18 protein-coding genes, 1 tRNA gene and 1 pseudogene are annotated in these 25,000 nt (G+C 48.0%); 18 read left to right on the top strand and 2 right to left on the bottom strand.

Features of this window, described 5'->3' with window-relative positions; all coding sequences use genetic code 11:
* Positions 1-28: 28 nt before the first annotated feature.
* On the bottom strand, positions 29-4,636 hold the full coding sequence (locus ABWH99_RS23425; RefSeq protein ID WP_375584191.1) for a translocation/assembly module TamB domain-containing protein: 4,608 nt from the start codon (positions 4,634-4,636) through the stop codon (positions 29-31).
* Between the two features lie 10 nt (positions 4,637-4,646).
* Here ABWH99_RS23425 and tsaD point away from each other — a divergent pair, with 10 nt between their 5' ends.
* The 5 genes and pseudogenes from tsaD to rpsA all read left to right on the top strand — a co-directional run bounded on the left by tsaD (position 4,647) and on the right by rpsA (position 9,381).
* Positions 4,647-5,663 (top strand): tRNA (adenosine(37)-N6)-threonylcarbamoyltransferase complex transferase subunit TsaD, encoded by a 1,017-nt coding sequence (gene tsaD, locus ABWH99_RS23420; protein ID WP_375584190.1) that lies wholly within the window; start codon positions 4,647-4,649, stop codon positions 5,661-5,663.
* Complete coding sequence (smpB, locus tag ABWH99_RS23415) at positions 5,656-6,120, top strand: SsrA-binding protein SmpB (protein WP_375584189.1); 465 nt, start codon at positions 5,656-5,658, stop codon at positions 6,118-6,120. Before tsaD ends, smpB begins: the two co-directional genes overlap by 8 nt.
* Positions 6,086-6,901 (top strand): NlpC/P60 family protein, encoded by an 816-nt coding sequence (locus ABWH99_RS23410; RefSeq protein ID WP_375584188.1) that lies wholly within the window; start codon positions 6,086-6,088, stop codon positions 6,899-6,901. Before smpB ends, ABWH99_RS23410 begins: the two co-directional genes overlap by 35 nt.
* Before the next feature lie 8 nt (positions 6,902-6,909).
* Positions 6,910-7,419 carry an HNH endonuclease gene (locus ABWH99_RS23405; RefSeq protein ID WP_375584187.1) on the top strand — a complete coding sequence of 170 codons (510 nt, stop codon included), beginning with the start codon at positions 6,910-6,912 and terminating at the stop codon, positions 7,417-7,419.
* Positions 7,420-7,598: 179 nt separating this feature from the next.
* Positions 7,599-9,381 (top strand): annotated as a pseudogene (gene rpsA / locus ABWH99_RS23400) (30S ribosomal protein S1).
* A gap of 192 nt (positions 9,382-9,573) precedes the next feature.
* On the opposite strand, the gene ABWH99_RS23395 reads toward rpsA, so the two are convergent.
* Positions 9,574-9,644, bottom strand: a tRNA-Cys gene (locus tag ABWH99_RS23395).
* Between the two features lie 370 nt (positions 9,645-10,014).
* Here ABWH99_RS23395 and ABWH99_RS23390 point away from each other — a divergent pair.
* Genes ABWH99_RS23390 through ABWH99_RS23330 form a run of 13 tightly spaced genes read left to right on the top strand, consistent with a single transcriptional unit; the run spans position 10,015 to position 24,938 of the window.
* A complete protein-coding gene (locus ABWH99_RS23390; protein ID WP_375584186.1) occupies positions 10,015-11,283 on the top strand; it encodes a c-type cytochrome in 1,269 nt (422 codons plus the stop codon).
* A 32-nt stretch (positions 11,284-11,315) separates the two neighbouring features.
* On the top strand, positions 11,316-14,414 hold the full coding sequence (locus tag ABWH99_RS23385) for a TAT-variant-translocated molybdopterin oxidoreductase (protein WP_375584185.1): 3,099 nt from the start codon (positions 11,316-11,318) through the stop codon (positions 14,412-14,414).
* A gap of 17 nt (positions 14,415-14,431) precedes the next feature.
* A complete protein-coding gene (nrfD, locus tag ABWH99_RS23380) occupies positions 14,432-15,796 on the top strand; it encodes an NrfD/PsrC family molybdoenzyme membrane anchor subunit (RefSeq protein WP_375584184.1) in 1,365 nt (454 codons plus the stop codon).
* Between the two features lie 2 nt (positions 15,797-15,798).
* Positions 15,799-16,329: a DUF3341 domain-containing protein gene (locus tag ABWH99_RS23375; protein ID WP_375584183.1), complete on the top strand. Its 531-nt coding sequence runs from the start codon at positions 15,799-15,801 to the stop codon at positions 16,327-16,329.
* Between the two features lie 14 nt (positions 16,330-16,343).
* Entirely contained in the window at positions 16,344-16,970 is a 627-nt protein-coding gene (locus tag ABWH99_RS23370) for a c-type cytochrome (protein ID WP_375584182.1), read from the top strand.
* Complete coding sequence (locus ABWH99_RS23365; protein WP_375584181.1) at positions 16,970-18,256, top strand: quinol:cytochrome C oxidoreductase; 1,287 nt, start codon at positions 16,970-16,972, stop codon at positions 18,254-18,256. Before ABWH99_RS23370 ends, ABWH99_RS23365 begins: the two co-directional genes overlap by 1 nt.
* A 25-nt stretch (positions 18,257-18,281) precedes the next feature.
* Positions 18,282-19,313 (top strand): cytochrome c oxidase subunit II, encoded by a 1,032-nt coding sequence (locus tag ABWH99_RS23360; RefSeq protein WP_375584180.1) that lies wholly within the window; start codon positions 18,282-18,284, stop codon positions 19,311-19,313.
* 25 nt (positions 19,314-19,338) lie between these two features.
* Positions 19,339-21,228 carry a cbb3-type cytochrome c oxidase subunit I gene (locus ABWH99_RS23355; protein ID WP_375584179.1) on the top strand — a complete coding sequence of 630 codons (1,890 nt, stop codon included), beginning with the start codon at positions 19,339-19,341 and terminating at the stop codon, positions 21,226-21,228.
* Complete coding sequence (locus ABWH99_RS23350; protein WP_375584178.1) at positions 21,209-22,309, top strand: heme A synthase; 1,101 nt, start codon at positions 21,209-21,211, stop codon at positions 22,307-22,309. Before ABWH99_RS23355 ends, ABWH99_RS23350 begins: the two co-directional genes overlap by 20 nt.
* A complete protein-coding gene (cyoE, locus tag ABWH99_RS23345; RefSeq protein ID WP_375584177.1) occupies positions 22,306-23,208 on the top strand; it encodes a heme o synthase in 903 nt (300 codons plus the stop codon). Before ABWH99_RS23350 ends, cyoE begins: the two co-directional genes overlap by 4 nt.
* Before the next feature lie 5 nt (positions 23,209-23,213).
* On the top strand, positions 23,214-23,795 hold the full coding sequence (locus tag ABWH99_RS23340) for a heme-copper oxidase subunit III (protein WP_375584176.1): 582 nt from the start codon (positions 23,214-23,216) through the stop codon (positions 23,793-23,795).
* A gap of 22 nt (positions 23,796-23,817) precedes the next feature.
* Complete coding sequence (locus ABWH99_RS23335) at positions 23,818-24,588, top strand: cytochrome c oxidase subunit 3 (protein WP_375584175.1); 771 nt, start codon at positions 23,818-23,820, stop codon at positions 24,586-24,588.
* A gap of 23 nt (positions 24,589-24,611) precedes the next feature.
* Positions 24,612-24,938 carry a cytochrome C oxidase subunit IV family protein gene (locus tag ABWH99_RS23330; protein ID WP_092172201.1) on the top strand — a complete coding sequence of 109 codons (327 nt, stop codon included), beginning with the start codon at positions 24,612-24,614 and terminating at the stop codon, positions 24,936-24,938.
* Positions 24,939-25,000 lie beyond the last annotated feature (62 nt).

The following is a 25,000-nucleotide window of genomic DNA, read 5'->3' as shown; positions in this document are numbered from 1 at the left end:
AGAATAAGTCGGGAGGGTGGGAAAATGTTTAGGGCCTTTCGGGCAGATCCGTATCCAGGATGCGGATACCGGAAGGATCTACCTCTGGGTCGGGGCGGAACAATTCGGGAGCCACTTCGTCAAGATCGATGGTAAAATCCCCTCTGAGGTATTCGTCAGAATCGCTAATCGGAAGATCCCTGCGACGGCTGAAGTTCTGAAAGAGCTCCTTTAACGAGCTAAAGAGAAGGTTTTGGGAGACCGATACTCCGTAGGTGTTGGGCGCCCGGTTATTGATATTGAGGGCCGTTAGCGTGTTGAAATTGTTTCTGTTATACACCCGCACGCGATACCGCCCGTCTTCGGTGAGCAGGTATTCCGCTTGCCAATCTCCGGCGATGGTATTCAAATCGGCATTTCCCTGCAGATCGGTAAAGCCACCATCCCGGGTCACCCGAAGGCGTCCATCAAAGAATGTGTATGCCACTCGCAGCTGAAACGTTTCGAGCGCCGTTTCGTCCAGACCGATCAGATCAAAATCGATTTCCAGGTTTTCATCCACCTGAGCAATGAGGTTGTTCAGTTGGGAAGAGATCAATTGGCTGAGGTTGGAGAAGCCTATCCCGGCTCCGCTGAATTGGCCTTCGGGAGAAAAGCGACGCAACATGATGAGGGAAAAAACCTGTCGGTTTTTTTCCTGTTCGTCGTTTGCTATCCTATTTCGGAATGCCGAAATGGTCGTTTGCAATTCACTGTCTTCCGGAAATTCAGAAAAGTCAAAATCAAAGCCAATATCGGGGGAAAGCAGCGGTCCTTCCAGATCCATGATTACCTGTACCGGAAAGCGCCGTTTCAACTGGTTGCTTTCAAACTGGGTTTGGCTGGTATTGGTTTGCAGGGAGGCCAGTGAGACATTTTCCTCGTAGATTGCTGAAATGTCCATTACACCTTCGTAAGGGTCTCCGTACCAGTTGATCATGCCCCCGGGTTCTATCAGAAATTTTTTATTGATCACGTTGTACAGGGAAAAGTTATACACCGCGTCTACTATTTCAAAGTTACCTGCCATGTTGAAGTTTCCCTGTGTATCGATGGTTAAGTTGAGGATCCCCCGGCCCCGGCCCTGTATGTTTTCTTCCGTTTTTGGGTCGATCTGAATCTCTACGTAGGCATCGGGCGTAATATCCAGATTCAGATTCATGCGCAGGTTATTCAGGGTCAATTTGTCTACGCTTTCTTCAAAGCTCACCGACCGTGCGGTATCTCGGACGTTGATGATGTTGATGAAATCTTCCTGGCTTTCTCCGTCGGATCCTCCGATGGGAATGTATACCCGTGTATTGGGTTGGGAGGTGGCATTCGCAGTTAGCTCCAGGTTATTGGCGGCCCCAAACACGTTGATGTCCCCGGAGGCATAGGCCATGCCGAAGAAAAGGTCGTTATCGGCCGCACTGGTATTCATTACCTGAAAATTGGTAAAGGCGGCGTTGAGGTCCAGGATAAAATTATCAAAATTATCGTGGGTAATGCCCCCCCGGAGCCGTGCGGTATTGTTGTTGACATCCCGGAGCTCCAGCCCCCGAAAGCTAATGTCGTTTGGCTCAAAAATCACGTTTCCATCTACCCGGTACGTCGTATTGAGGTAATTGAACCGGAAGGTGGCTCCCTCCAGTTTCCCCAGGCCCTCAACGATTGGCCGGGTGAGGCTGCCGCCTACCTGCAGGTTGCCGGTCAGGTCGCCGTCGATCTGGCTGAGAAAGTCGGAAATAAAGGGTTCGATGACTGAAAGGTTGGCTTGCTCAAAACGGGCGTCCAGTGCCATGTCCTTCGTTTCAGAAGCAAGGTTTCCGTTCAGTTCGATCACTTTTTTCCCTGCCCGGTAGTTTTGGAGAGAAAGGTTGATGGCTTCGTCAGCGAAAAAGGCAGTGGCTTCTATTTCCCCTACCAGAAAATCATTTATTCGGATACCTGCTATTTCCAGGTTTCCCTGCATGCCTTTCTTGTTCCAACCCTCAGCCAGCTCAATCCGTCCGTTCGCAGTGCCCGCATATTCCCGCAGCCCGAAGGAATTCAGAAAGTCGAGGCTCAGTTCATGAATGGCGATTTCCAGTGGATCTCCCGGATCTGAATTGATTTTTCCCTCTCCGGAAATGTATTGATTTTCATGAAAAATCTTGAGATTTTCAACCTGCGTTTCTCCGCTGCCGATGGTGATGCGATTTCCCGGTTCGAATTGCCAATAATCCTCCAATAACTTAATTTCAGAAGGCGCAAATTCGATCTGGGTCTGATTCCTGGATAGGTTGATAGCCGCCGAAATATCTGCATAACTATTTGTGAGCAGCTGATCCATGTAGAAGGTCAGGTTAAGCCGTGACTGATCCCATATGGTTTCCAGTGAAAGGTTGTGAAAATTAAACCCGGAGTTTAACTGGATTTCTTTGGACATCAGGTAAAAAGAAGCGAGCACTTCTTCACTGTCTTTGTACTTGGAGGTATTGAGATCGATGTCGGTGTTGAGAAAGTAATGGCTGTTGTAATAGATGGTATCTATGCCGGTGTAGAAATTAAACACGGTATTGCGTTCGGTTTGGTAAAATGCGCCCTCCACCTGGGTATTGCTCGAAATAAACAGGCGCGGATCGATCAGGTTAAGGATGGGGTTTGGATCCCGAAGGTCCAGCGTCAGATCGATGTGGTAGGGGTCTCCGGTTTGCATCTGGGATGGGCGGGGTGCTGTGTAGTCGTTCGTAAGAATGGCGTAGTAGTCCTCCCACAAGCGCTGCAGGTCCTGGCCCAATTGCTGCACTTTAAAATTCCCGCTGATTCCGGCCACCAATAGATCCGAATTCAGGGAGATGACCCGGGAATCCTCTGTAAATAAAGATTGGAATAAAAAGTAATCCAGGAAGAGATCCCGGCCATCGTAGCTTATCAGCACATCCCGGAATCGGGTTACTCCTTCGATGGTATCCCAGTGAATCCCTTTCGTATCCAATTCGAAATTACCACTCAAAAAAATATCATTCTCGGTGAGTTGTATGGGGCCGAGAAAGGCCGTATCCAGCCGCAGCCTGAGGTTGGCGGAATCTTTGTTGTTACGCAAATCAAGGGTTCCGTCTACGTCCATCACCAGATTGGGGTCGTTCACACGAAGGCTTCCTTGAAACAGGTCTTTCCCGTAGGTAGCTTTGGTTTCGATCTGGGTGTATTCGTAGCGATTGATGCCGATTTTGCTGATGCGGGCATCCAGTTCGATAAGTGCGGTGTTTACGGTTAGTCCCGTTCCCTTCAGGTCTCCTTTAAAACTAACTTTTTGAAAATTCTCGGGTTCCTCGGTCAGGATCCCCAAATCCACTTCCCGGGCTTCCAATTGCCCCTCGTAGGTAGGTACACCGGCTTCGTCACGGTAATTGAGTTGCCCTCTCAGCACACCGATTTCTGTCCGGAAATCTCCTTTGGCCACAAAGTCAGTCAGGTAGCCATCGAAATCCGAATCAAACCGGATCGTTCCGAATTTATCCAGTTCCCTGCGGGCATCTGTACTGATGTAGGGGTAAAGGTCTTCCGGGAGTAAAACGGAATTTGAAAGGGATAGGTCAAAAAAAGTCTCCGCAACTTGCGGGAGCCCTTCAATGTTGAATTTGCCAAAGAGTGCGCTACGTTCGCCGAAACGAAGCAGGAGTTGTTCCGAGAAAATGGAGCTTACCTTTCCGATAATTTCTCCGCTAAGGTACACCCGATCGTCAACGGGGGGGATATTGTCCGAAAAATAGCCCAGGTCGCGTATGTCCAGAACTGTTTCATCCAACTGGGCAAGTAAGTCTACTTTTCGGTTAAAGTCTCTTAGATCGGCCACGGTTTCGTAATCCATGCGCAGGTAATTTTTGATCACCGTCTCGTTGGATTTCAAGTAGAGGTATTTAAACTCCATCCCGGTACTGGAATAGGTGAAATCGGTTCGCAGCTGCTGAAAGACCATGCCAGAGTTCGCTTCCACGCCCTTCATGTAGCGCAGGTCAAATCCCAGGGTGTCGCGGCGCACGTAAAAATCTTCTGCCTTGGCTACGAGGTCCCGAAACGCTAAATTCGCATAATCAAAGCGGATATCCATTTCTGGCTGGGTATAATCAATGATGTCCAGCGAGGTCTGATCGAAGGAAATGGAGGACACAAGAAAGGTAGACCCCTGGGGTTTTTGCTCTTTTGATTTTGTAAAAAAAGACGTTCGAAGGCGCTCGAGAAACACTGAAATATTCAATCCTTCTCCATCCGGGTGGGTAAGGAGCCGGACATTTCCGTTTCTCAGGTTTATTTCGTCCAGCCCGGGCTGTTCCTTGTCCAGCAGTCCCCGAAGCGAAAAATCAATATAAACTTCGTCCAGATTGGCCATTAGGCTGTCCTGAAGGTCATAGATCCGTACATCTCGAAGGCTGACGGCATCCCACCAGCGAATATTCACCCGGCCAATATCGGTCTGGTACCCCGTATTTTCCGAGACCCGCTGGGTAACCAACCCTACGAGGTAGGTTTGGATGACCGGAATTTGAAGGAGAAGTGTGAGGAAAAGCAAGGAGAACAGCAGGTAGCGCAGGCCCAGCGAGACTCTCCTGAGGGCTTTCAGTAAAATTTCCTTAACTTTCGGTTTATTTTCCAACAGACGCAAAATGAGTTGTACTATATTGGCAATCGAATCCTCCTGTGATGAAACGTCGGCAGCGGTGATTTCTGATGGCAAAATACTTAATAATATTGTGGCCACGCAATCGGTGCATGAGAAATATGGGGGGGTGGTGCCCGAATTGGCCTCCCGGGCTCATCAGCAGCACCTGATACCGGTGGTCACGGAGGCGCTTTCTTCAGCAGGACGGTCTAAAAAAGACCTGAACGCCGTGGCCTTTACCCGAGGCCCGGGTCTGATGGGAGCACTGTTGGTTGGAGGATCTTTTGCGAAGGCATTTGCGTATGCACTGAACGTCCCGCTGATCGATGTAAACCACATGGAAGCCCATGTCTTGGCGCACTTTATAGAATCCCCCTCACCCGTGTTTCCTTTCCTGTGTCTGACGGTTAGTGGAGGCCATACGCAGCTGGTGCTTGTCAAGAGCCACCTGAACATGGAAATACTCGGTGAAACGTTGGACGATGCAGTAGGAGAAGCCTTCGATAAGATTGCCAAAATACTGGGATTGCCTTATCCGGGCGGGCCCCAGCTGGACCGGCTGGCCGAAAAAGGGGACCCGGGAGCTTTTACTTTTCCCCTTTCCGATATGAAGGGCCTGGCTTTTTCCTTCAGTGGGATCAAGACTGCCGTTTTGTATTTTCTGAAAGAAAACCTTCGAAAAGAGCCGGACTTCATCCGCAATCACCTGGAAGACCTCTGCGCCTCTGTGCAGCATACCCTCATCAAAATGTTGATGCAGAAGTTGGTTAAGGCCAGTCAGGAACTGGGGATACGGGAAGTGGCCATTGCCGGCGGGGTGTCGGCAAACTCCGGCCTGCGCCGTGCGTTAAAGGAAGCAGCGCTCGAAAACAACTGGCAGGTTTATCTTCCAAAACTGGAATACTGCACCGACAATGCTGCCATGGTGGCCATGGCGGCACATTACAAGTACCTGGAAGGAAGGTTTTGTGCGCTGGATATCAGTCCGCTGGCAAAAATGAAAATTGGATACCATGGCTAAGAAACATACGTTCGACAAGATCATCAATATTAAAAATAAGAAAGCAAGCTACGAGTTTGAGTTTCTGGATACGTACAAGGCCGGCCTGGTACTGCGGGGTTCGGAAATCAAATCGATCCGCGAGGGAAAGGTTTCCCTGACGGAGGCCTATTGTTATTTCAAGGGGGAGGAGCTGTATATCAAGCAAATGCACATCGCTCCCTATACCCTTGCCACGCATTATACCCACGATCCGGTACGTGAGCGCAAACTTCTCTTGCAGAAGCAGGAGCTTCGGAAGCTCCAGAATAAGTTTTCTGAAAAGGGCCTTTCTATCGTACCGGTACGGATCTATATCAATGATCGGGGCCTTGCCAAAATGGAGATCGCCCTGGCAAAAGGAAAGAAATTACACGATAAGCGGCAATCTATTAAAGAAAAAGATGCAAAAAGGGACCTCCAACGAATGGCTTTCTGAAGCGGGTTTTGGAATTTGCCGAATGCCCGCACTTCCGCTGTACCGGGAGCCGGTACCCGGTTCCGGGATGAGTTCCCAGCTGCTTTTTGGGGAACGCTACCGTATTGTCCGCCGAACCATCGAGGGGGATTGGCTATTTTCGATCGGGGAAAACCAGGCAGGCTCCGGGTGGATGCTGGCCTCCCAGCACCATGGATTGGAAGAATCGGAGTACGAGCAGTTGGGGCAGATGGCCCTGCACGTTACCTCTAGTCCTGTTAGCCAGGTTATTTGGGAAAAGATGCCGTTGTACTTGCTCCCTGGGAGCCAGCTCCATGCGGACCGCAACGAGCTTTTCGACTGGGCTGCCTCTTTTTCGTTTACTGGGGAAAGCAGGCCTTTTTCGGAAAATGTTACCCGAAAGCAACTTGTCACCATTGCCACCACCTTTTTACATGCGCCTTATCTTTCGGGAGGGAGGAGTCTTTTTGGTCTGTTTGACGGCAGTTGGTTGCAGTTGGTTTTTAAGATCGGTGGGTATCGGGTACCGAATTACCTGTCCGAATGGTTGACCGCCGGGGAGGAGGTGGGCTTGTCCGGCATACAGGCAGGGGATGTGGTGATTTTTGGCAACGAACAGGGGATTCCTGTCCAAGCGGGTCTCTACGCAGGGCAGGGGCAATTGCTCCGGATCGACGGAAAAGTCCGTCTCCTGGATTTTGACCCAGAGAATTGGCGGAAAGCCAAAAACAAATCTCGTTATGCTCAGGTTCTTCATGTTAAAAATCTCATGAAAAAATGAAGGAGCGAATGGAAAAAAAGGTACTGGTGCTGAATCTGGATCATACGCCCGTTGGCATTGTCAACGTGCAAAAAGCACTGGTACTGACGTTTCTGGAAAAAGCGACTTCATTGGTGCATTTTGACTATCTGGAAATTCGAACCGTGGACCGCGTTTTTCCCTACCCTGCGGTCATTCGTCTGTACGAATACAAAAATATCCCGTACAAAGGAGTGATGTTGAATCGAAACAACCTTTTTAAGCGGGACAAGCATACCTGTCAGTATTGTGGGGCGGATAAGCGTCTGACCTTGGATCACGTGGTTCCCCGCTCGAAGGGAGGAAAGAGCAGTTGGAAAAACCTGGTGACGGCCTGCCACCGCTGTAATACGCTGAAGGGCGACAAAACACCCGAGCAGGCAGGCATGATGTTACGTACCCTGCCTTTCCGTCCCACGCTTTCCTATTTTTTGGCAGAATATGCCGAAAGGCATGCGGCCGAGTGGTTGCCGTTTTTGGAGGTAAAGCCGGTGGGCTAATTTTGGGGTTCATGTAGAAAGAACTTGATTTTTTGTAGGTTAGCCGTTTCTATTGGTAAAATAATTCGTAAATTTGCAATCCGTTCGAGTGAACGGTTCTCCTTTTGAGGGGAAATCCGAAATAAAACCTCAGCCAGATGACCCTAAGGCTGTTGAAAATCAGGGTTGTATTTATTAATATGTCAAATCAAGAAGAGTTTAATTGGGAAAAATTCGAAACCAAAGGTTTTGGAGAAGGCTATACCAAGGCGGAGAGAGCCGAGATGGAAAAGCTGTACGACAAGACCCTTACTGAGATCACCGAAAAGGAAGTCATTACCGGGACGGTAGTGGGGATCAATGATAAGGACGTGATCATCAATATTGGTTTTAAATCAGACGGGCTGGTGCCTTTGAATGAATTCCGTGACCTTGAAGACCTTAAAATCGGAGACGAGGTGGAGTTGTTTATCGAGGAGCAGGAGAATTCGCTGGGGCAGTTGGTCCTATCCCGCAAGAAGGCAAAAATGGTCAAAGCCTGGCAGACCATCGAAGAGGCATTGGAAGAAGACAATGTGATCGAAGGTTTGGTGAAGCGCCGAACCAAAGGTGGACTGATTGTGGATATCTATGGGGTGGAGGCTTTCCTTCCGGGATCGCAAATTGATGTGAAACCTATCCGCGATTTTGATATCTACGTGGGTAAGAAGATGGAAGTAAAAGTGGTGAAAATCAACCATGCCAACGATAACGTGGTGGTTTCTCACAAAGTGTTGATTGAAAAAGACCTGGAAAAGCAGAAAGCCGAAATTCTGAACAACCTGGAAAAAGGACAGGTACTCGAAGGCGTAATCAAAAACATGACCAATTTCGGTGTATTTATCGATTTGGGAGGTGTAGACGGGTTGCTCCACATTACCGATATTTCCTGGGGCCGCATCAATCATCCCGAAGAAGTGCTTAACCTGGATGATAAGGTGCAGATCGTGGTACTGGACTTTGACGACGATAAGAAGCGAATTTCCCTGGGCATGAAGCAATTGACGCCACATCCATGGGATTCCCTTTCTGCCAGTCTGGAAGTTGGATCCAAGGTGAAAGGCAAAATCGTTAACGTGGCCGATTATGGAGCGTTCCTTGAGTTGGCTCCTGGTGTGGAAGGCCTGATTCACGTATCCGAAATGTCCTGGTCGCAACACCTGAGAAATCCTGCCGACTTTGTGAAAGTAGGGGACGAGATCGATGCCGTGGTATTGACCATGGATAAGGAGGAGCGCAAGATGTCTTTGGGCATCAAGCAGCTGACCGAAGATCCGTGGACCAAAAGCAGAAATGGGCGAGAAATACGCCATCGGTACCAAGCACAAAGGGATCGTACGAAACCTTACCAATTTCGGTCTTTTCCTCGAACTGGAAGAGGGAATCGATGGTCTGGTGCACGTATCGGATCTATCCTGGACCAAGAAAATCAAGCACCCCTCCGAATTCGTGAAGGTGGGCGATGAATTGGACGTGATCGTATTGGAGTTGGACCTGGACAGCCGCAGACTGGCTCTTGGCCACAAGCAGTTGGAGGAAAACCCCTGGGATACGTTTGAGAGTGTGTTTCCAATCGGATCAACCCATAAGTGCTCCATCATCTCTAAAAACGATAAGGGCGCTGTTCTGGAGTTGCCCTACGGGCTCGAAGGATTTGCGACCGCCAAAAATCTCGAGAAAGAAGATGGTACGCAGGCGGAAGCGGGTGAAAGCCTGGATTTCCGGGTTACCGAGTTTTCCAAAGACGACAAGCGGATCGTACTTTCTCACACGGCTACCTTCAAAGAGGAGGCAATGCCAAAAGCTTCGCCGAAAAAGGCCACTACGGGAGCCAAGAAAAAGACGGGCGGATCCGACAGCGGTGCCGGAGCAGAAAAATCCACATTGGGGGATTTGGATGCCCTGTCTGCATTGAAGGAAAAGATGGATCAGTCCAAAAAGTAATTTGGCAAACGATCGCTATAAAAAAGCGCTTTCCGGTAACGGTTAGCGTTTTTTTTTGCTACAACGCTTCGGGTGGAAGGGGAATGGTACCGCCCTTCCTGGCAAGCTTTCGCCCCTGCCAGCCTGTAGGAGGGGTCAACAAATCCCGTGAAAGGGAAACAAAAAAAGCATCCCGTTTGGGGATGCTTGGGGAGGTCGAGAGCGGATTCGAACCGCTGTACAAGGTTTTGCAGACCTCTGCCTAGCCACTCGGCCACTCGACCCGGTTTTTTTATCGAAGCGCAAATTTAGGGATTAATTACTCCCCATTCAAATGCACCAGGCAAAAAATATTATTTTCAATGAAAGCCTCTTTTTTTTACGAATATTTTGATCGAGAACACCTCTTTGACTCCGGGGGTAATTATATTTTGCAAATTACGTGCAAATACCCTTATTTATATTAATTCTAAATTAAATGCTTGGCGAAAACCTATTTTATAATACGTTGAAATACAAAGTATTACAATCATTTTACAATTTTAAACCAATCAGATATCCCGCTTCACGGCAAGTTTGAAAAATAGAAGTTGGGTAGTACATTTGTGGGGAATTTGAATTGCAGTGAGATAATCTGAAAAAGTATACATAACTATGTCGATCAAACGCTCATTATTAGGGGTTTCCTTTCGCGTACTCCACCTGATGGTCCTTCTCTTCCTCTTTACGGGGCTGAGGGGGTATGCGGTGAACCCTGAAGTACCGGATAGCGAGGATGCTATTTCCGCGGGTCAGTCTATATTCAACGCCAATTGTAAGACCTGTCACCGGCTGGATCAGAAATTAATCGGTCCCGCCTTGCGAGGCGTTACCGAACGAAGGGAATTGGACTGGGTCAAACGGTTTATACTTAATTCCCAGGCAGTGATCCAAAGCGGGGACGCCACGGCGGTTGCACTCTACAAAGAATACAACAATGCAGTGATGCCTGCGCATAACTTTTTGAGCGATGAGGATTTGATGAATCTTCTGGCCTATATCGAATACGGTGATAAACCCGATCCCGCAGCGGCCGCTGGCGCCGCAGCCGGAGGGGCCGTGGCGGGTGGCGGTTCCGGAGGGGGCATTCCCAGCGAATACCTGACCATCATTCTCGTCGTACTGGTGATCGTCCTGATTCTGGTGCTGGTGGTGCTTGGCCTGATCGTGTCGGTACTTACCAAATACATGAACAACAGCGACAAGCTGGACGCAGACGACAAAGAGTTTATCAACCAAAAAACCGATTATCTTTCCATATTAAAGAGTGATGGGTTTATCGTGATTGTGACCACCATCGTATTGGCTTTTGTGGTTAAAACGGCGGTGGATGGATTGTATACGATTGGCGTACAGCAGGGATACGCTCCTTCCCAACCCATAGCCTATTCACACGAACTCCATGCGGGTCAGTACGAAATTCCCTGCCAATATTGTCACACAGGCGTGGAAATCGGCAAGTCTGCCAACATTCCCTCCGCCAATATTTGTATGAACTGCCACATGCACATTCAGAATGTGGGTGGAAAAGAAGGTATTTCTCCGGAAATTGCCAAGATTTACGCGGCAGTAGATAACGATCAGCCCATTGAGTGGGTGCGGGTGCACAACCTGCCCGATTTGGCTTATTTTAATCACTCCCAACACGTGGCAGTTGGTGGGGTGGAATGTCAAACCTGCCACGGTCCCATTGAGGAAATGGAGGTGGTGTACCAACACAGTGCCCTCACCATGGGCTGGTGCATCGATTGTCACCGCAATACGGAGATAACGACGCAAGGCAACGAATATTACGATAAACTCGTGCAGTTGCATTCCGAATCAAAAGATGCCTTGAAGGTCAAGGACATTGGTGGCCTGGAATGCGCAAAGTGTCACTATTAAATCTTTACGAACATTCTTTTCTTTAATCTACAATGAAAGAAAATAAAAAGACCTATTGGAAAGGCTTAGAACAGTTGACAAACGACCCCGAGTTTGTAAAACATGCCGATCAGGAATTTCCGGGTTTTACTTCCAAAAGCGGACAAGCTGAGGACAGCGGGTCTTCCCGAAGGGATTTTTTGAAAATGATGGGATTCAGCGTGGCGGCAGCCTCCCTGGCAGCTTGCGAAGCACCGGTGAGAAAAGCCATTCCCTACGTGAACAAGCCGGTCGATGTTAACCCTTCCGTTCCCAATTACTATGCTTCTACCTTTGCCAATGGTGGTGATTATGCGTCCATTGTAGTAAAAACCAGAGAAGGGCGTCCCATAAAAATTGATGGCAATACGTTGTCTCCCATTACGGGAGGAGGTACAAATGCCATCGTGGAGGCCTCGGTTCTTTCCTTGTACGACAAGGCCAGACTGACCGGTCCGCAAATAAGCGGGCAAGCGGTCGAATGGAGTGCATTGGATGCCGAATTGGGTGGCAAGCTGGCGGCAGCCGGATCCATCAAAATTGTAGCCAATACGATCCTCTCTCCAAGCACAGAGCGGGCGATTGATCGGTTCGCAGAACGCTATGGCAACGTGGAAGTGATCACCTACGATCCGATTTCCAATTACGGTATAACGAGAGCCAGTGAAACCTATTACGGCTCGAAAATTTTGCCTTCCTACCACTTTGATCGGGCGAAGGTCATCGTAAGTTTCGGTGCGGACTTTTTGGGTAGCTGGATTTCTCCCATCGAATTTGCCCGGCAATACAGCAAAGGCAGAAAAATATCGAAAGATAAACCGGAAATGTCGCGGCATTTTCAATTTGAATCCAATTTATCCCTTACCGGAGCAAATGCCGATTACCGCACACCGATTAGCCCCTCCCAAAGCGGTTTAGCCGTATTGGCCCTGTACAATTTACTTGCCAAAAAGGCCGGGTCCGCAAGTGCAGGAAGTGCATCGCTAGAGTTGCCCTACCTGGCGAAAGCGGCCGATGAACTTTGGGCCAATCGGGGCAACACCCTGGTTGTTTCCGGATCCAACGATCCGAACGTGCAGGTGATTATCCATGCCATCAACGAATTATTGGGTAATACCGGTACAACCGTTGATTTTCAACATCCGGTTTATTTCCGAAAAGGGGACGATCAGCGCATGAATCAACTCATTACCGAGTTGAATGCCGGTCGCGTTGGTGCGGTTATTTTTTACAATTGCAATCCCGTATACGATTTCGGTGGCGGACAAGCGCTGGCCGAGGGAATTGCCAAGGCGAAGGTGTCCGTTTCCACGGCTGAAGTGAAAAACGAAACAGCGGCATTGGTGCAGTATCTGGCACCCGATCACCACTACCTGGAATCCTGGAACGATTACCTTCCAAAGAAAGGCATGTATAGCCTGGCTCAGCCAACCATCTCTCCCTTGTTTGCTACCCGGCAAGCCCCCGAAAGCTTTTTGAAATGGGCAGGGGATTCGACCCCTTATTACGATTTCATCCGCGAGGCATGGCAAGCAGTGCACGAAGGGTTGGAAGACGGTTCTGATTTTCAGACATTCTGGGACAAATGCCTGCACGATGGTGTGTATCAGGCCCCGGAGCAGGAAGGCAGTGAAGAAGCGGCGATAGTTGCTGTAGGGGACATTGCGGCAGCAGCGGCGGCCATAAGCAAGAGCTATCAGGCGCAAGGTTCCGGATCCGAATTGGCGGTATACGTTAAAACCGGCATTGGTTCCGGTGCATTTGCCAATAACCCCTGGTTGCAGGAAATGCCGGATCCGATTTCCAAAGCAACATGGGACAATTACCTGACTGTTTCCCAAAAGTGGGCCAATGAAAATGGCTTACAGATGAAAGAGGGAGCTACGCAGTTGGCGCAAGTTTCGGCCAACGGTATTTCATTTACGGTACCGGTATTGGTGCAACCCGGACAGGCGGATGGAACATTCGGACTGGCACTCGGCTACGGACGAACCGCTGCAGGAAGAGTGGCCGACGGACTGGGTGTAAATGCCTACGCGCTGCTAAACAGCAGCAAGGGGTATGTGGATTACGATCTAACGGAGGGTGTGAGTGTGAGTCTTAGCGGAGAAGCTTACCGAATCGCTCAGACACAGACGCATCAGACCTATATGGGTCGGGATTTTGTGATACAAGAAGCGACCTTGGGAGAATACAAAGAGGATGCAAGCGCCGGAAGGTACCATCCGGAAATCTACAAGGACGGGGAGTTTCTGAAGCCGAGCAAGATCTCACTTTGGTCCGGACATAAATACAGCCAACACCACTGGGGACTTGCTATTGACATGAATTCCTGTATCGGATGTGCCGCTTGTACGGTGGCTTGTCAGGTAGAAAACAACGTAGCAGTCGTTGGGAAGCAGGAAGTGCTCAATCGACGGGAAATGGCTTGGATCCGTATTGATCGGTATTACAGCTCGCCCGAAGCGGCCAGTTCAAACAAGGAACTGGAACAAGCCGCCGACAATCCGGAAGTAACCTTCCAGCCCATGATGTGTCAGCATTGCAACAACGCGCCTTGCGAGACGGTATGTCCGGTTGTGGCGACGACGCACAGCTCTGAGGGCTTGAATCAAATGACCTATAATCGTTGCATTGGTACACGCTATTGCGCGAATAACTGTCCCTATAAAGTGAGAAGGTTCAACTGGTTCAAGTACCACGACAACAAGGATTTTGCAGGTGTGAATACGGCCCAAAACGATGATCTGGGAAAAATGGTTTTGAATCCGGACGTTACGGTGAGAGCCAGAGGAGTGATGGAAAAGTGCTCCATGTGTGTGCAACGAATCCAGGCTGGTAAATTGACTGCCAAACGTGAAAACCGGAAGATCAAGGACGGAGATATCAATGTGGCTTGTGCGGTGGCTTGTCCTACAGAAGCATTGGTTTTTGGTGACATGAACGATCCGGAATCAAAGGTATCCCGCATGCTGAAGATTGAGGAGAATTCAACGGAGGCCATCAAAGAGGTCAATGAAGAGCGGGCCTACCACGTATTGGAAGAAATCAATGTGAGCCCGAACGTGTGGTATTTTACCAAGATCAGAAACAAGGACAAAAACGAAGCTTAAAAATAAAACGATAAACTATGCAGGTTACTTCACCCGTACGCGATCCGCTGGTCACCGGCGGTAAGACATACAAGGACGTTACCAATGATATTGCCAGGCAGGTCGAAGGAAAGCCCACCGTAGGTTGGTTGCTTGGATTGGCGGTGTCTTTAGGTGCGCTTTTAATAGGCAGCTTGGCCCTGGTAGCTACCCTTTGGGAAGGCATTGGCATGTGGGGGCTTAACAAGACCGTTGGCTGGGCCTGGGACATCACCAACTTTGTTTGGTGGGTGGGTATCGGCCACGCAGGGACCCTTATTTCTGCGGTTTTGCTCTTGTTCAGACAGAAATGGAGGACATCAATCAATAGGGCGGCAGAAGCCATGACCATTTTTGCGGTTATCTGTGCGGCGCTGTTTCCACTGATCCACATGGGGAGGCCCTGGATAGGCGCCATTTGGGCCTTGCCACTTCCCAATACCTATGGATCCTTATGGGTAAACTTCAATTCTCCCCTGCTTTGGGACGTGTTTGCGATTTCTACCTATTTTTCTGTTTCACTGGTTTTCTGGTACATCGGGTTGATTCCGGATTTTGCCACGATCAGGGACCGGGCTACGGGCCTGCGTAAGACGATCTATGGAGCCTTGAGTTTTGGATGGGACGGGGCGGCCAGTACCTGGATGCGGTACGAAAGTGTCTCTCTGATCCTGGCCGGTTTGGCAACCCCTCTGGTGCTTTCGGTACATACGATTGTATCCTTTGACTTTGCCACCTCGGTCATTCCCGGATGGCACACGACCATTTTCCCTCCGTATTTTGTGGCGGGAGCGATTTTTTCAGGATTTGCCATGGTACTCACCCTGATGATTGTTACCCGTAAAGTATTCAAATTGGAGGATTACATTACCATTGGCCACATCGAATTGATGAATATTGTCATCATCATTACCGGGTCCATTGTGGGTATTGCCTACATCACGGAATTCTTTATCGCCTGGTATTCTGGCGTGGCTGCCGAACAGTATGCGTTTGTAAACAGGATGTTTGGCCCTTATTGGTGGGCGTACTGGTCCATGATGACCTGTAATGTGATTTCTCCGCAGCTTTTCTGGTTCAAAAAGATCCGGACTTCCATTGTGGCCACATTTATCCTTTCCCTGGTTGTGAATATTGGGATGTGGTTTGAGCGTTTTGTGATCATCGTCACCTCGCTGCACCGCGATTTCCTTCCTTCATCCTGGGTCATGTTTTATCCAACGATTACCGACGTAGGGGTTTACCTGTTTACGTTCGGGTTCTTTTTTACTGCGTTTTTATTGTTTGCCAAGTTTTTCCCGGTGATCAACATGGCGGAGGTAAAGTCAGTCTTGAAATCTTCATCTGAAAAAAAACTTAACTAATCATGGAAAGAGACAAGCATTTTATTCTAGGGGTCTTTGATGATGAAGACATTCTGCTGAATGCCGTAAAAGAGGTGCGTGCAACCGGAATCCGGATTCACGAAGTTTTTTCTCCCTATCCGGTACATGGACTGGATGAAGAGTTGGGGTACCGAAGAAGCCGGCTTCCCATAGCCGCTTTCTTGTTTGGGCTATTGGGTACAACGCTGGCGCTTACCATGCAGTTTTACATGATGAAATTTGATTGGCCCATGATCATCGGTGGGAAGGATCACGCGGCCTTTCCTGATTTTATTCCTGTTACCTTTGAGCTAACCGTATTGCTTGCAGCGTTTGGAATGGTGGGGGTATTCATGATCAGCAGTAACCTTAAGCCCTGGGGTCAGCCACGTATCTTTGACCTGAGAAGTACCGATGATAAGCATATCATGGCCATCGATATCGCCACCAATGCTTCCGTAGATTTGGAAAAAATCAAGGATGCCCTGAAGAATTTCGGGGCTACGGAGGTGAATAGTAAAAGTTTTGACTAAGTAATCGCTATCAAATGAAACGAGTAACATCCATATATAGCCTGGCAGTGCTTGGTATCGCACTTGGAATGGTTTCCTGTAGTGCGGAAGGAGACTATCCGGGTACAGAATACGCTCCTCAAATGTACCATTCCGTTCCTTACGAGCCGTTGAGTCAGATTCGGAATGAAGAAGAGGGCATGTGGCTTTCTAACCGAGAGGACGAAAAGGGTGAGTTTTACAACAGTAACCCGAATAATCCTCATGCCATGAATATGCGTAAGCCGGTCCCAAATACCGTACCGAGGAATCCGCAGGGAATGCTTCCCTATCGATTACGGGTGGCCGATCTGGAAGGCGCTGCGTTGGTAGAAAATCCCATTGAATTTAACGATCAGGTGCTAGCCGAAGGAAAAGAATTGTACGTGCAGTATTGTTCTGCCTGCCATGGCACCGGAGGAGAAGGTGACGGAAAAGTTGGAGAAGTGATCGGAGGTGTTGCCAATTTGAAAGGAGGAGCCTATATCAATCTACCGGAAGGGCATATTTTTCACGTGATTACACACGGCAAAGGTAGGATGGGTGCACATGGTTCGCAGATTACTGCTGACAGAAGGTGGAAGATCGTACACTATGTTAAACAAGAAATTCAGAAGCAATAATGGCACAGGCAAACAACTATAATTTGGATCAGAAATTTGATTTTACCGATTCGGTAAAGAAAGTAATTTTCATTCTGGGTGGCATTGGTGCCGTGCTACTGGCGATCGGGATTCTTTCCGCAGCCCTCGGAGGTGGCCACGGAGGGGGCGAAGGGGAAGGACATGCGTTTCACTGGACGCAGCGTCTCTTTGCCAATCTATGGATCAATAATGTGTATTTTACAGGAATAGCCATTATTGGCGTTTTTTTCTTTGCCATTCAATATGCGGCACAAGCAGGCTGGTCGGCAGCCCTCCTTCGTATAATGATTTCTTTCGGGTATTGGTTGCCGATCGCGGCTGTTCTAATGTTAGCCACCTTTTTTATAGCCAACCACGACCTGTTCCATTGGACGCACAGCTATGTTTTTGACAAGGCCGACCCGGCATACGACCGCATTATTGATGGAAAAGGAAGTTTCTTTTACTGGCCGATGGCAAAAGGTAGCTTTCCCATCTTTTACATTGTGCGCATGGTGCTGTTTTTTGGTTTCTGGGTGTTTTTCTTTAATAAATTGAGGTCCTTGTCTTACGAGGAAGACCTGCAGGGCGGTACTTCGTATTGGTATACCATTCGAAAATGGTCCGCCATCTTCTTGGTTTTCTTTGCAGTTTCTTCCTCCATCAGCGCCTGGGATTGGGTCATGTCGATTGACACCCACTGGTTCTCTACCTTGTTTGGTTGGTATGTTTTTGCCTCTTGGTTCGTTGCAGGCTTGTCCGCCATAACACTGGTCACTATCTTCCTGAAGGACCAGGGATACTTGGAAATGGTCAACCAAAACCACATTCATGACCTGGGTAAATTCGTCTTCGCATTTTCAATCTTCTGGACCTATATCTGGTTTTCTCAGTTTCTATTGATTTACTACGCGAATATACCGGAGGAGTCCGTGTACTTTATTGAAAGGCTTTCCAGCGACGTGTATGGACCGTATATATTTGTAAACATTGTGTTAAACTTTGCTTTACCCTTTCTTGTTCTTATGACAAGAGATGCTAAACGGCACAACATCTTCTTGAAACTGGTGTGTACGCTTATCCTACTTGGACATTGGATTGATTTCTTTCTGATGGTTCAGCCGGGAACACTCGGACATAACGGCGGTCTTGGGCTGATGGAGTTGGGAATGTTGCTGGTGTATGGTTCTGCCTTCGCTTTCGTGGCGCTGACGAATCTTTCCAAGCACAACCTGATCGCCAAAAACCATCCCATGCTGGAAGAAAGTTATCATCATCACATTTAATTACATTCCGAAACAGTTATAAATTATGTACGGACTTCTTATTTCAATCGGTGTATTACTTCTGATCCTGGTCATCTGGATGGTCTACAGGATTCAGACCCTGATTTCGGTAGCCAAGGGTTCCGATAAGAAAATAGCGACTACTAGCAATAAGGTGAATGCAGCGCTCTTTATGGTTTTTCTCATTGGAGCGGGGGGGCTGATGTTTTGGTATTCTATCAAGGAATTTGAAAACTACCAATTGCCTATTGGCTCCGAACACGGTATTGTAACGGATCGGTTGTTTTGGATCACCATGGCCGTTACCGGCTTCATCTTTATTCTTACCCATATTCTGCTGTTTTGGTTTAGTTATCACTACCAATACAAAGAAAATAAGCGGGCCTCCTATTATCCGGATAATAACAAATTGGAGATTATCTGGACCTTGGTGCCGGCAGTGGTGTTGGCCATCCTGGTTATTTCCGGTTGGAAAGCTTGGTCAGATATCACCGGTCCCGCACCGGAAGATGCTCACGTAGTGGAGATCATGGGGTATCAGTTTGCCTGGGATATTCGTTACCCCGGGGCTGACAACCAGCTGGGGGACTATGATTATCGGTTGACTACGGCGATGAATTCCAGGGGTATTGATTTTACCGATAAGAATTCCTTCGACGACTTTCCTGCGCAAAATGTGGTAATCCCTAAAGGCGAGCCTGTTTTGTTCAAGATACGGGCGCGAGATGTGTTACATTCGGTTTTTGCACCTCATATGCGGTTAAAAATGGACGCCGTTCCCGGGATGCCGACGCGTTTTTGGTTCGTTCCGAATAAAACAACCGCCGAAATGCGGGCAGAGTTAGGTGACGAAGAGTTTGAGTACGAGATCGCTTGTACGGAGGTTTGCGGCAGTGGTCATTTTTCGATGAGGAAAACAATCACCGTCGTCGAGCCGGACGAATACCGCAAGTGGATGGCCGAGCAGAAGCCATTTATAAAAAGCAACCCAGAGCTGGTTGCAGATCTCCCAGCTGATTTGAAGGAGTTGGCGGATATTTACATTAACGAAGAATAATACACATTGATAAACTACGTATAACATGGCAGTAGCAAACGTTTCAGCGCATGATGTCTCACATCATGACCATCATGACCATGAGCACAAAGATAACTTCATCACGAAGTACATATTTTCCACTGACCATAAAATGATTGCCAAGCAATACCTGATTTCAGGGATGTTTTGGGCGTTCATTGGAGGGTTTTTGTCGGTGCTATTCAGGTTGCAATTAGGTTTCCCTGAGATGGACCTTTCCTTTTTACGCCCGCTTTTGGGCGGATGGATTGATGCCAGTGGAAAATTAGACCCAAACTTTTACCTGGCATTGGTCACCATGCACGGTACAATCATGGTGTTCTTCGTGTTAACGGCCGGTTTGAGCGGTACGTTTTCCAACTTCCTTATTCCTTTGCAAATAGGAGCGAGGGATATGGCGTCAGGGTTCATGAATATGCTTTCCTACTGGTTTTTCTTTATTTCGGGGGTAATCATGTTTGCATCCCTTTTCCTTGAGAAAGGGCCTGCTGCAGGAGGTTGGGTGGTTTATCCGCCTTTGTCTGCACTGGAGCAGGCAATCCCGGGATCGGGTTTGGGAATGACACTTTGGCTGATCGCGATGACGTTCTTTATTGCTTCTTCCTTGCTAGGGGGGATCAATTATATCACTACGGTAATTAATTTACGAACAAAGGGAATGTCTTTCTCTCGATTGCCGCTTACCATTTGGGCGTTTTTCCTTACTGCGGTGATCGGCCTGCTTTCGTTTCCGGTACTTTTCTCCGCTGCATTGCTATTGGTATTCGACCGAAGTTTTGGGACGAGTTTTTACTTGTCTGACATCTACATTGGTGGTGAAGCTTTGCCCAACACGGGTGGTAGTGCCGTTTTGTACCAGCACTTGTTTTGGTTCCTAGGGCATCCTGAAGTGTATATCGTGCTTTTGCCGGCTTTGGGAATTACCTCAGAGATTATTGCTACCAATTCCAGAAAGCCGATATTTGGTTACAAGGCCATGATTATCTCCATGCTGGGAATCACGATCCTTTCGTTTGTCGTTTGGGCGCACCACATGTTCGTTTCGGGACTGAACCCATTTTTGGGTTCCATCTTCATGTTCCTTACCTTAATTATTGCCGTCCCATCGGCAGTAAAGGTATTTAATTACCTGACCACATTATGGAGAGGAAATCTCCGGTTTACACCGGGTATGTTGTTTTCCATCGGACTGGTTTCCTTCTTTATATCGGGTGGTCTTACGGGTATTTTCCTAGGGAACTCGGCTATTGATATCCAGTTACACGATACGTACTTTGTGGTGGCGCACTTTCACCTCGTGATGGGGTCCGCATCCTTCTTTGGGATGATGGCGGGTATCTACCATTGGTTCCCTAAAATGTTTGGGCGGATGATGGACGAAAAACTAGGCCACGTGCATTTTTGGTTGACTTTCGTGGGGGTTTACATGGTATTCTTCCCCATGCACTACATTGGTATCGCTGGTTTTCCAAGGAGGTACTATAGCTGGACAAACTACTCGTTTTCGGACATGTATACGGACTTGAATATGTTTGTGTCGATTGCTGCGATTGTGACCTTCGGTGCGCAGATGATATTTGTTTTCAACTTCTTCTACAGCATGTATAGAGGTAGAAAGGCAAGCGCCAACCCTTGGCAATCGAATACCTTGGAATGGACCACACCGATCCATCCAGGTCATGGAAACTGGCCCGGGGAAATCCCGGCGGTTTACAGATGGCCGTATGATTATAGCAAGCCGGGGGCCAAGGATGATTTCATTCCACAAACCGTTCCTCTCTCTGCTACTCCTGAGTCAAACCTTCCCCACGAAAACAAGCTGGTGCAGTTAGAGAAGGAGATTATGGCCGAGGAGGGTGACGTTTTGGTAGCCGATGAATCAAAAGAATCGTAAACGAATACGCAGCTTCCGTCGCATCAGTTTGACAACGACGGTTGCTGTTTTCTTTCTTATTTTGGTCGGAGGTATTGTGCGGAGTACCGGGGCTGGAATGGGTTGTCCTGATTGGCCGACTTGTTTTGGTCGTTGGGTGCCCCCCACTTCCGAGGACCAGTTGCCTGAAGATTATGCCTCAATTTATGTTGATCAACGGGTAGCTAAGAACGAGCGGTTTGTGGCCTTGTTGTCAGGGCTGGGCTTTACCACCCTTGCCAGGCAAATTGATGAAGACGAGTCCATCCTCACTTATGAACCGTTTAATGCCACTAAGACCTGGATCGAGTACATCAATCGGGTAATCGGCGTGGTTATCGGCTTCTTGATCGTCCTTACCTTTCTTCATTCCCTTCGGCTACGAAAAATTGATTTTACACTAACGCTCCTTTCTTTTCTGTCCCTGGTCCTGGTTGTCTTTCAAGGGTGGCTGGGATCCATTGTGGTTTCAACAAACCTGTTGCAATGGATGATCAGTGTACATATGATCGTAGCGCTGTTATTGGTATGCTTGCTTTTGTACATTTACCATCGATCAGGGAGCTTGGTCGCGGATGGTGATTTTAGCAATGAAAGTTCGGTGGATCCGGGTGAACGTGTCCGGGTGCGCATTTGGCTTGGCGTAGGAATTCTGTTGATGTTTGTCCAGGTGGTTTTGGGAACGCAAGTGCGGGAACAAATCGATCTAATTGCCTCGCAGTTGGAATACCAAAATCGTTCTCTGTGGATTTCGCAGTTAGGCCTCAGCTTTTATGTGCACCGATCTTTCTCGCTGGTATTGATTGGCATGCACGCCTATCTGCTCTTTCGAATGGTTCGTTTGGGCACTTGGGATAGAGGGCTGGTAGGCCGGTTTAAGTGGCTGGTGGGTTTGATGTTCACGGTGGTGGTTTCAGGGGTGGTAATGGCCTACTTGGGCATTCCCGCGTTTGTTCAACCCCTGCATCTATTGCTGGGGTCTCTGATTATAGGATTTCAATATTACCTTTGGCTGGAAATGGGTGTGGTATCCACCCAACCTAAAAAGAATGTTTTGGTATGAGTACATTAGATGTATCGGAAAAATTGGTAATTGATGCCTGGAGGGTTCGCTTTCGGGCCTATATGGATCTGCTAAAGGTACGGCTGTCAGCACTCGTGACTTTTTCTGCAGTGTTCGGGTTTATATTGGGTCATTCCGGGCAGGTATTTTCCTGGACTACTTTTGTTGGGCTGATCGCCGGTGGGTTTTTGATAAGCGGCGCATCTGGTGCTGCCAATGAGATCATGGAGCGGGAATACGATAAATTGATGAAGCGAACGCAGAATCGTCCGCTTCCGCTTCAGCTAATTTCTGTTAGGGAAGCATATTGGTTCACTATACTCGCGGCGGTGGTAGGAATACTGTTGTTGGCTTATTTTACCAATTGGCTCACGACAGGTCTGGGTGTTTTGAGCATGATATTGTATGTATTTGTCTACACTCCCTTAAAGAGGGTAGGACCTATTGCGGTGCTGGTAGGCGCAGTGCCTGGAGCCATGCCACCTCTATTGGGCTGGACTGCGGCCACGGGCGGTATTTCTTACGAAGCGCTTATCATATTTGGAATACAGTTTATCTGGCAATTTCCACATTTTTGGGCCATTGCCTGGGTGAGCGATGAGGATTACAAAAAAGCAGGCTTTAAATTGCTGCCTTCGGGTGGACAAAAGGACCTGAATACGGCCATTCAGATCATGGTATATACCTTGTTTTTGCTTCCACTGGGGTTGTTGCCTACCTATTTTGGTTTTACTGGCTTAAACTCCGGGATTGTTGCGACGATCTGTGGGGTGTTGTTTTTGGCCCAAACGTTTTCCCTAATGAGGGATTGTTCGCGAAAATCTGCATTGAAGATCATGTTTGGTTCCTTTCTGTATTTACCAATCGTACAAATCGCTTATTTATTGGATAAAATTTAGTAAAGATGGAAGAGAAATTAGCGTTTGTAGAAGGTGCGGAGCAGCCATTATCCATGCATCCCAAGAAATTTGCCTTGTGGCTTTTTATTGTAAGTGTGGTAATGGTATTTGCAGGAATGACTAGTGCTTACATTGTGCGTCAGTCGGAGGGCAATTGGCTGGAGTTTGATCTACCGGATGTGTTTTGGTACAATTCAGGAATCATTGTGCTTAGTAGCTTGAGCATTCATTGGTCCTATCTGGCGGCGAAGAGGGACGATTTCAACTCGCTAAAACTTGGATTAATCGTTACCACCTTGCTGGGACTTTCGTTTTTAGTAGGGCAATGGTACAGTTGGATCGCGCTAGTGGAGCAGGATGTTTATTTTGTAGGGAATCCGGCGGGCTCGTTCATGTATGTTTTTACAGGTTTGCATGGATTACATTTGGTCAGTGGTGTGATTTTTCTAATTATTGTATTAATTTCGTCACTAGGAAATAAGATCCATTCCCAAAACATGCCCCAGATGGAAATGTGCGTGACGTATTGGCACTTTCTGGGAGGGTTGTGGTTGTATCTGTTTATGTTTTTGCTTCTAAATCATTAAAATTTAAGTTAATTTATAGATTATGTCTTCGACTGCTATTGAAATCCAATCCAAAAGAGGCGTATGGGGTGGAGGAAACGAGCCGCTGAAAGCAAGCTATGGCAAGCTGATGATGTGGTTTTTCCTTTTGTCCGATATTTTTACCTTCACTGCGTTTCTGATTACCTACGGGGCAATTCGGGTGAGTTATCCTGCCTATGAGGGCGAGGTCGCCGATTTTGTGAGTTCCAACGAATACTGGCCCATACCGGAGATGATATTCGATGCGATCCCCTTCGTACATGGGGGGCATTTTCCGCTGGTTTTCGTCGGTTTGATGACTTTCATCTTGATCCTTAGCTCGGTTACGATGGTGTTGGCGGTAGAAGCCGGTCATCGGAACGATAAAAAGGATGTGGTGAAATGGATGCTTTGGACCTTGCTCGGTGGAATGACATTTCTTAGCTGTCAGGCCTGGGAATGGACGCACTTTATTCACGGGACCGACGAGGGAGCCATGCTTACGTACGTAACCTCACTTGGCAATGTAGTCAACGAGACGGTGTATGGGGCGAACCTGCTGGTCAATGAGTACGGACCTGCACCGTTCGCACAGTTGTTTTTCTTTATCACCGGGTTTCATGGTTTTCACGTAACGATCGGCGTATTTCTTTTGTTTCTTGCTTTTTATCAGGCAGCGGTTGGCGTGTACGAAGAGCGTGGGCATTATGAAATGATTGAAAAAATCGGTCTGTACTGGCATTTTGTGGACCTTGTCTGGGTGTTTGTATTTACCTTTTTCTACTTGATTTAGAACATTAATCGTATCGTTGAATTATGGCACAAGAAAGTAAAAACGGGTTGGAAGTCATCCCAAGAGACTCGGCAAAGATTAAGAAAATATGGATGACGGCGCTTATCCTTTTGGTAGTGACTGCCGTGGAATTTTTGCTGGCATTTACCATGGAACGCGGAATGTTGTTATACATCATTTTCATCGTGTTGACCATCGTGAAGGCCAAATACATCATGATGGAGTTCATGCACTTGGGTGAGGAGGCTAAACCGCTATTTTATTCCATCATTGTTCCGCTTATCTTTTTGATTTGGTTGATAATTGCCCTTTTCAAGGAAGGTTCGGACATCTTTTTGATGCGTTGGTAAGTACCGGATAAAAAATGTAAATCAATGAATGGTTGAAGTGGAATCTTCAACCATTTTTTTTG

It is taken from the genome of Cyclobacterium xiamenense (assembly GCF_042140265.1).
In the GTDB taxonomy this organism is placed as follows: Bacteria; Bacteroidota; Bacteroidia; order Cytophagales; family Cyclobacteriaceae; genus Cyclobacterium; species Cyclobacterium xiamenense_A.
This window is presented reverse-complemented; position numbering and strand designations above follow the sequence as displayed.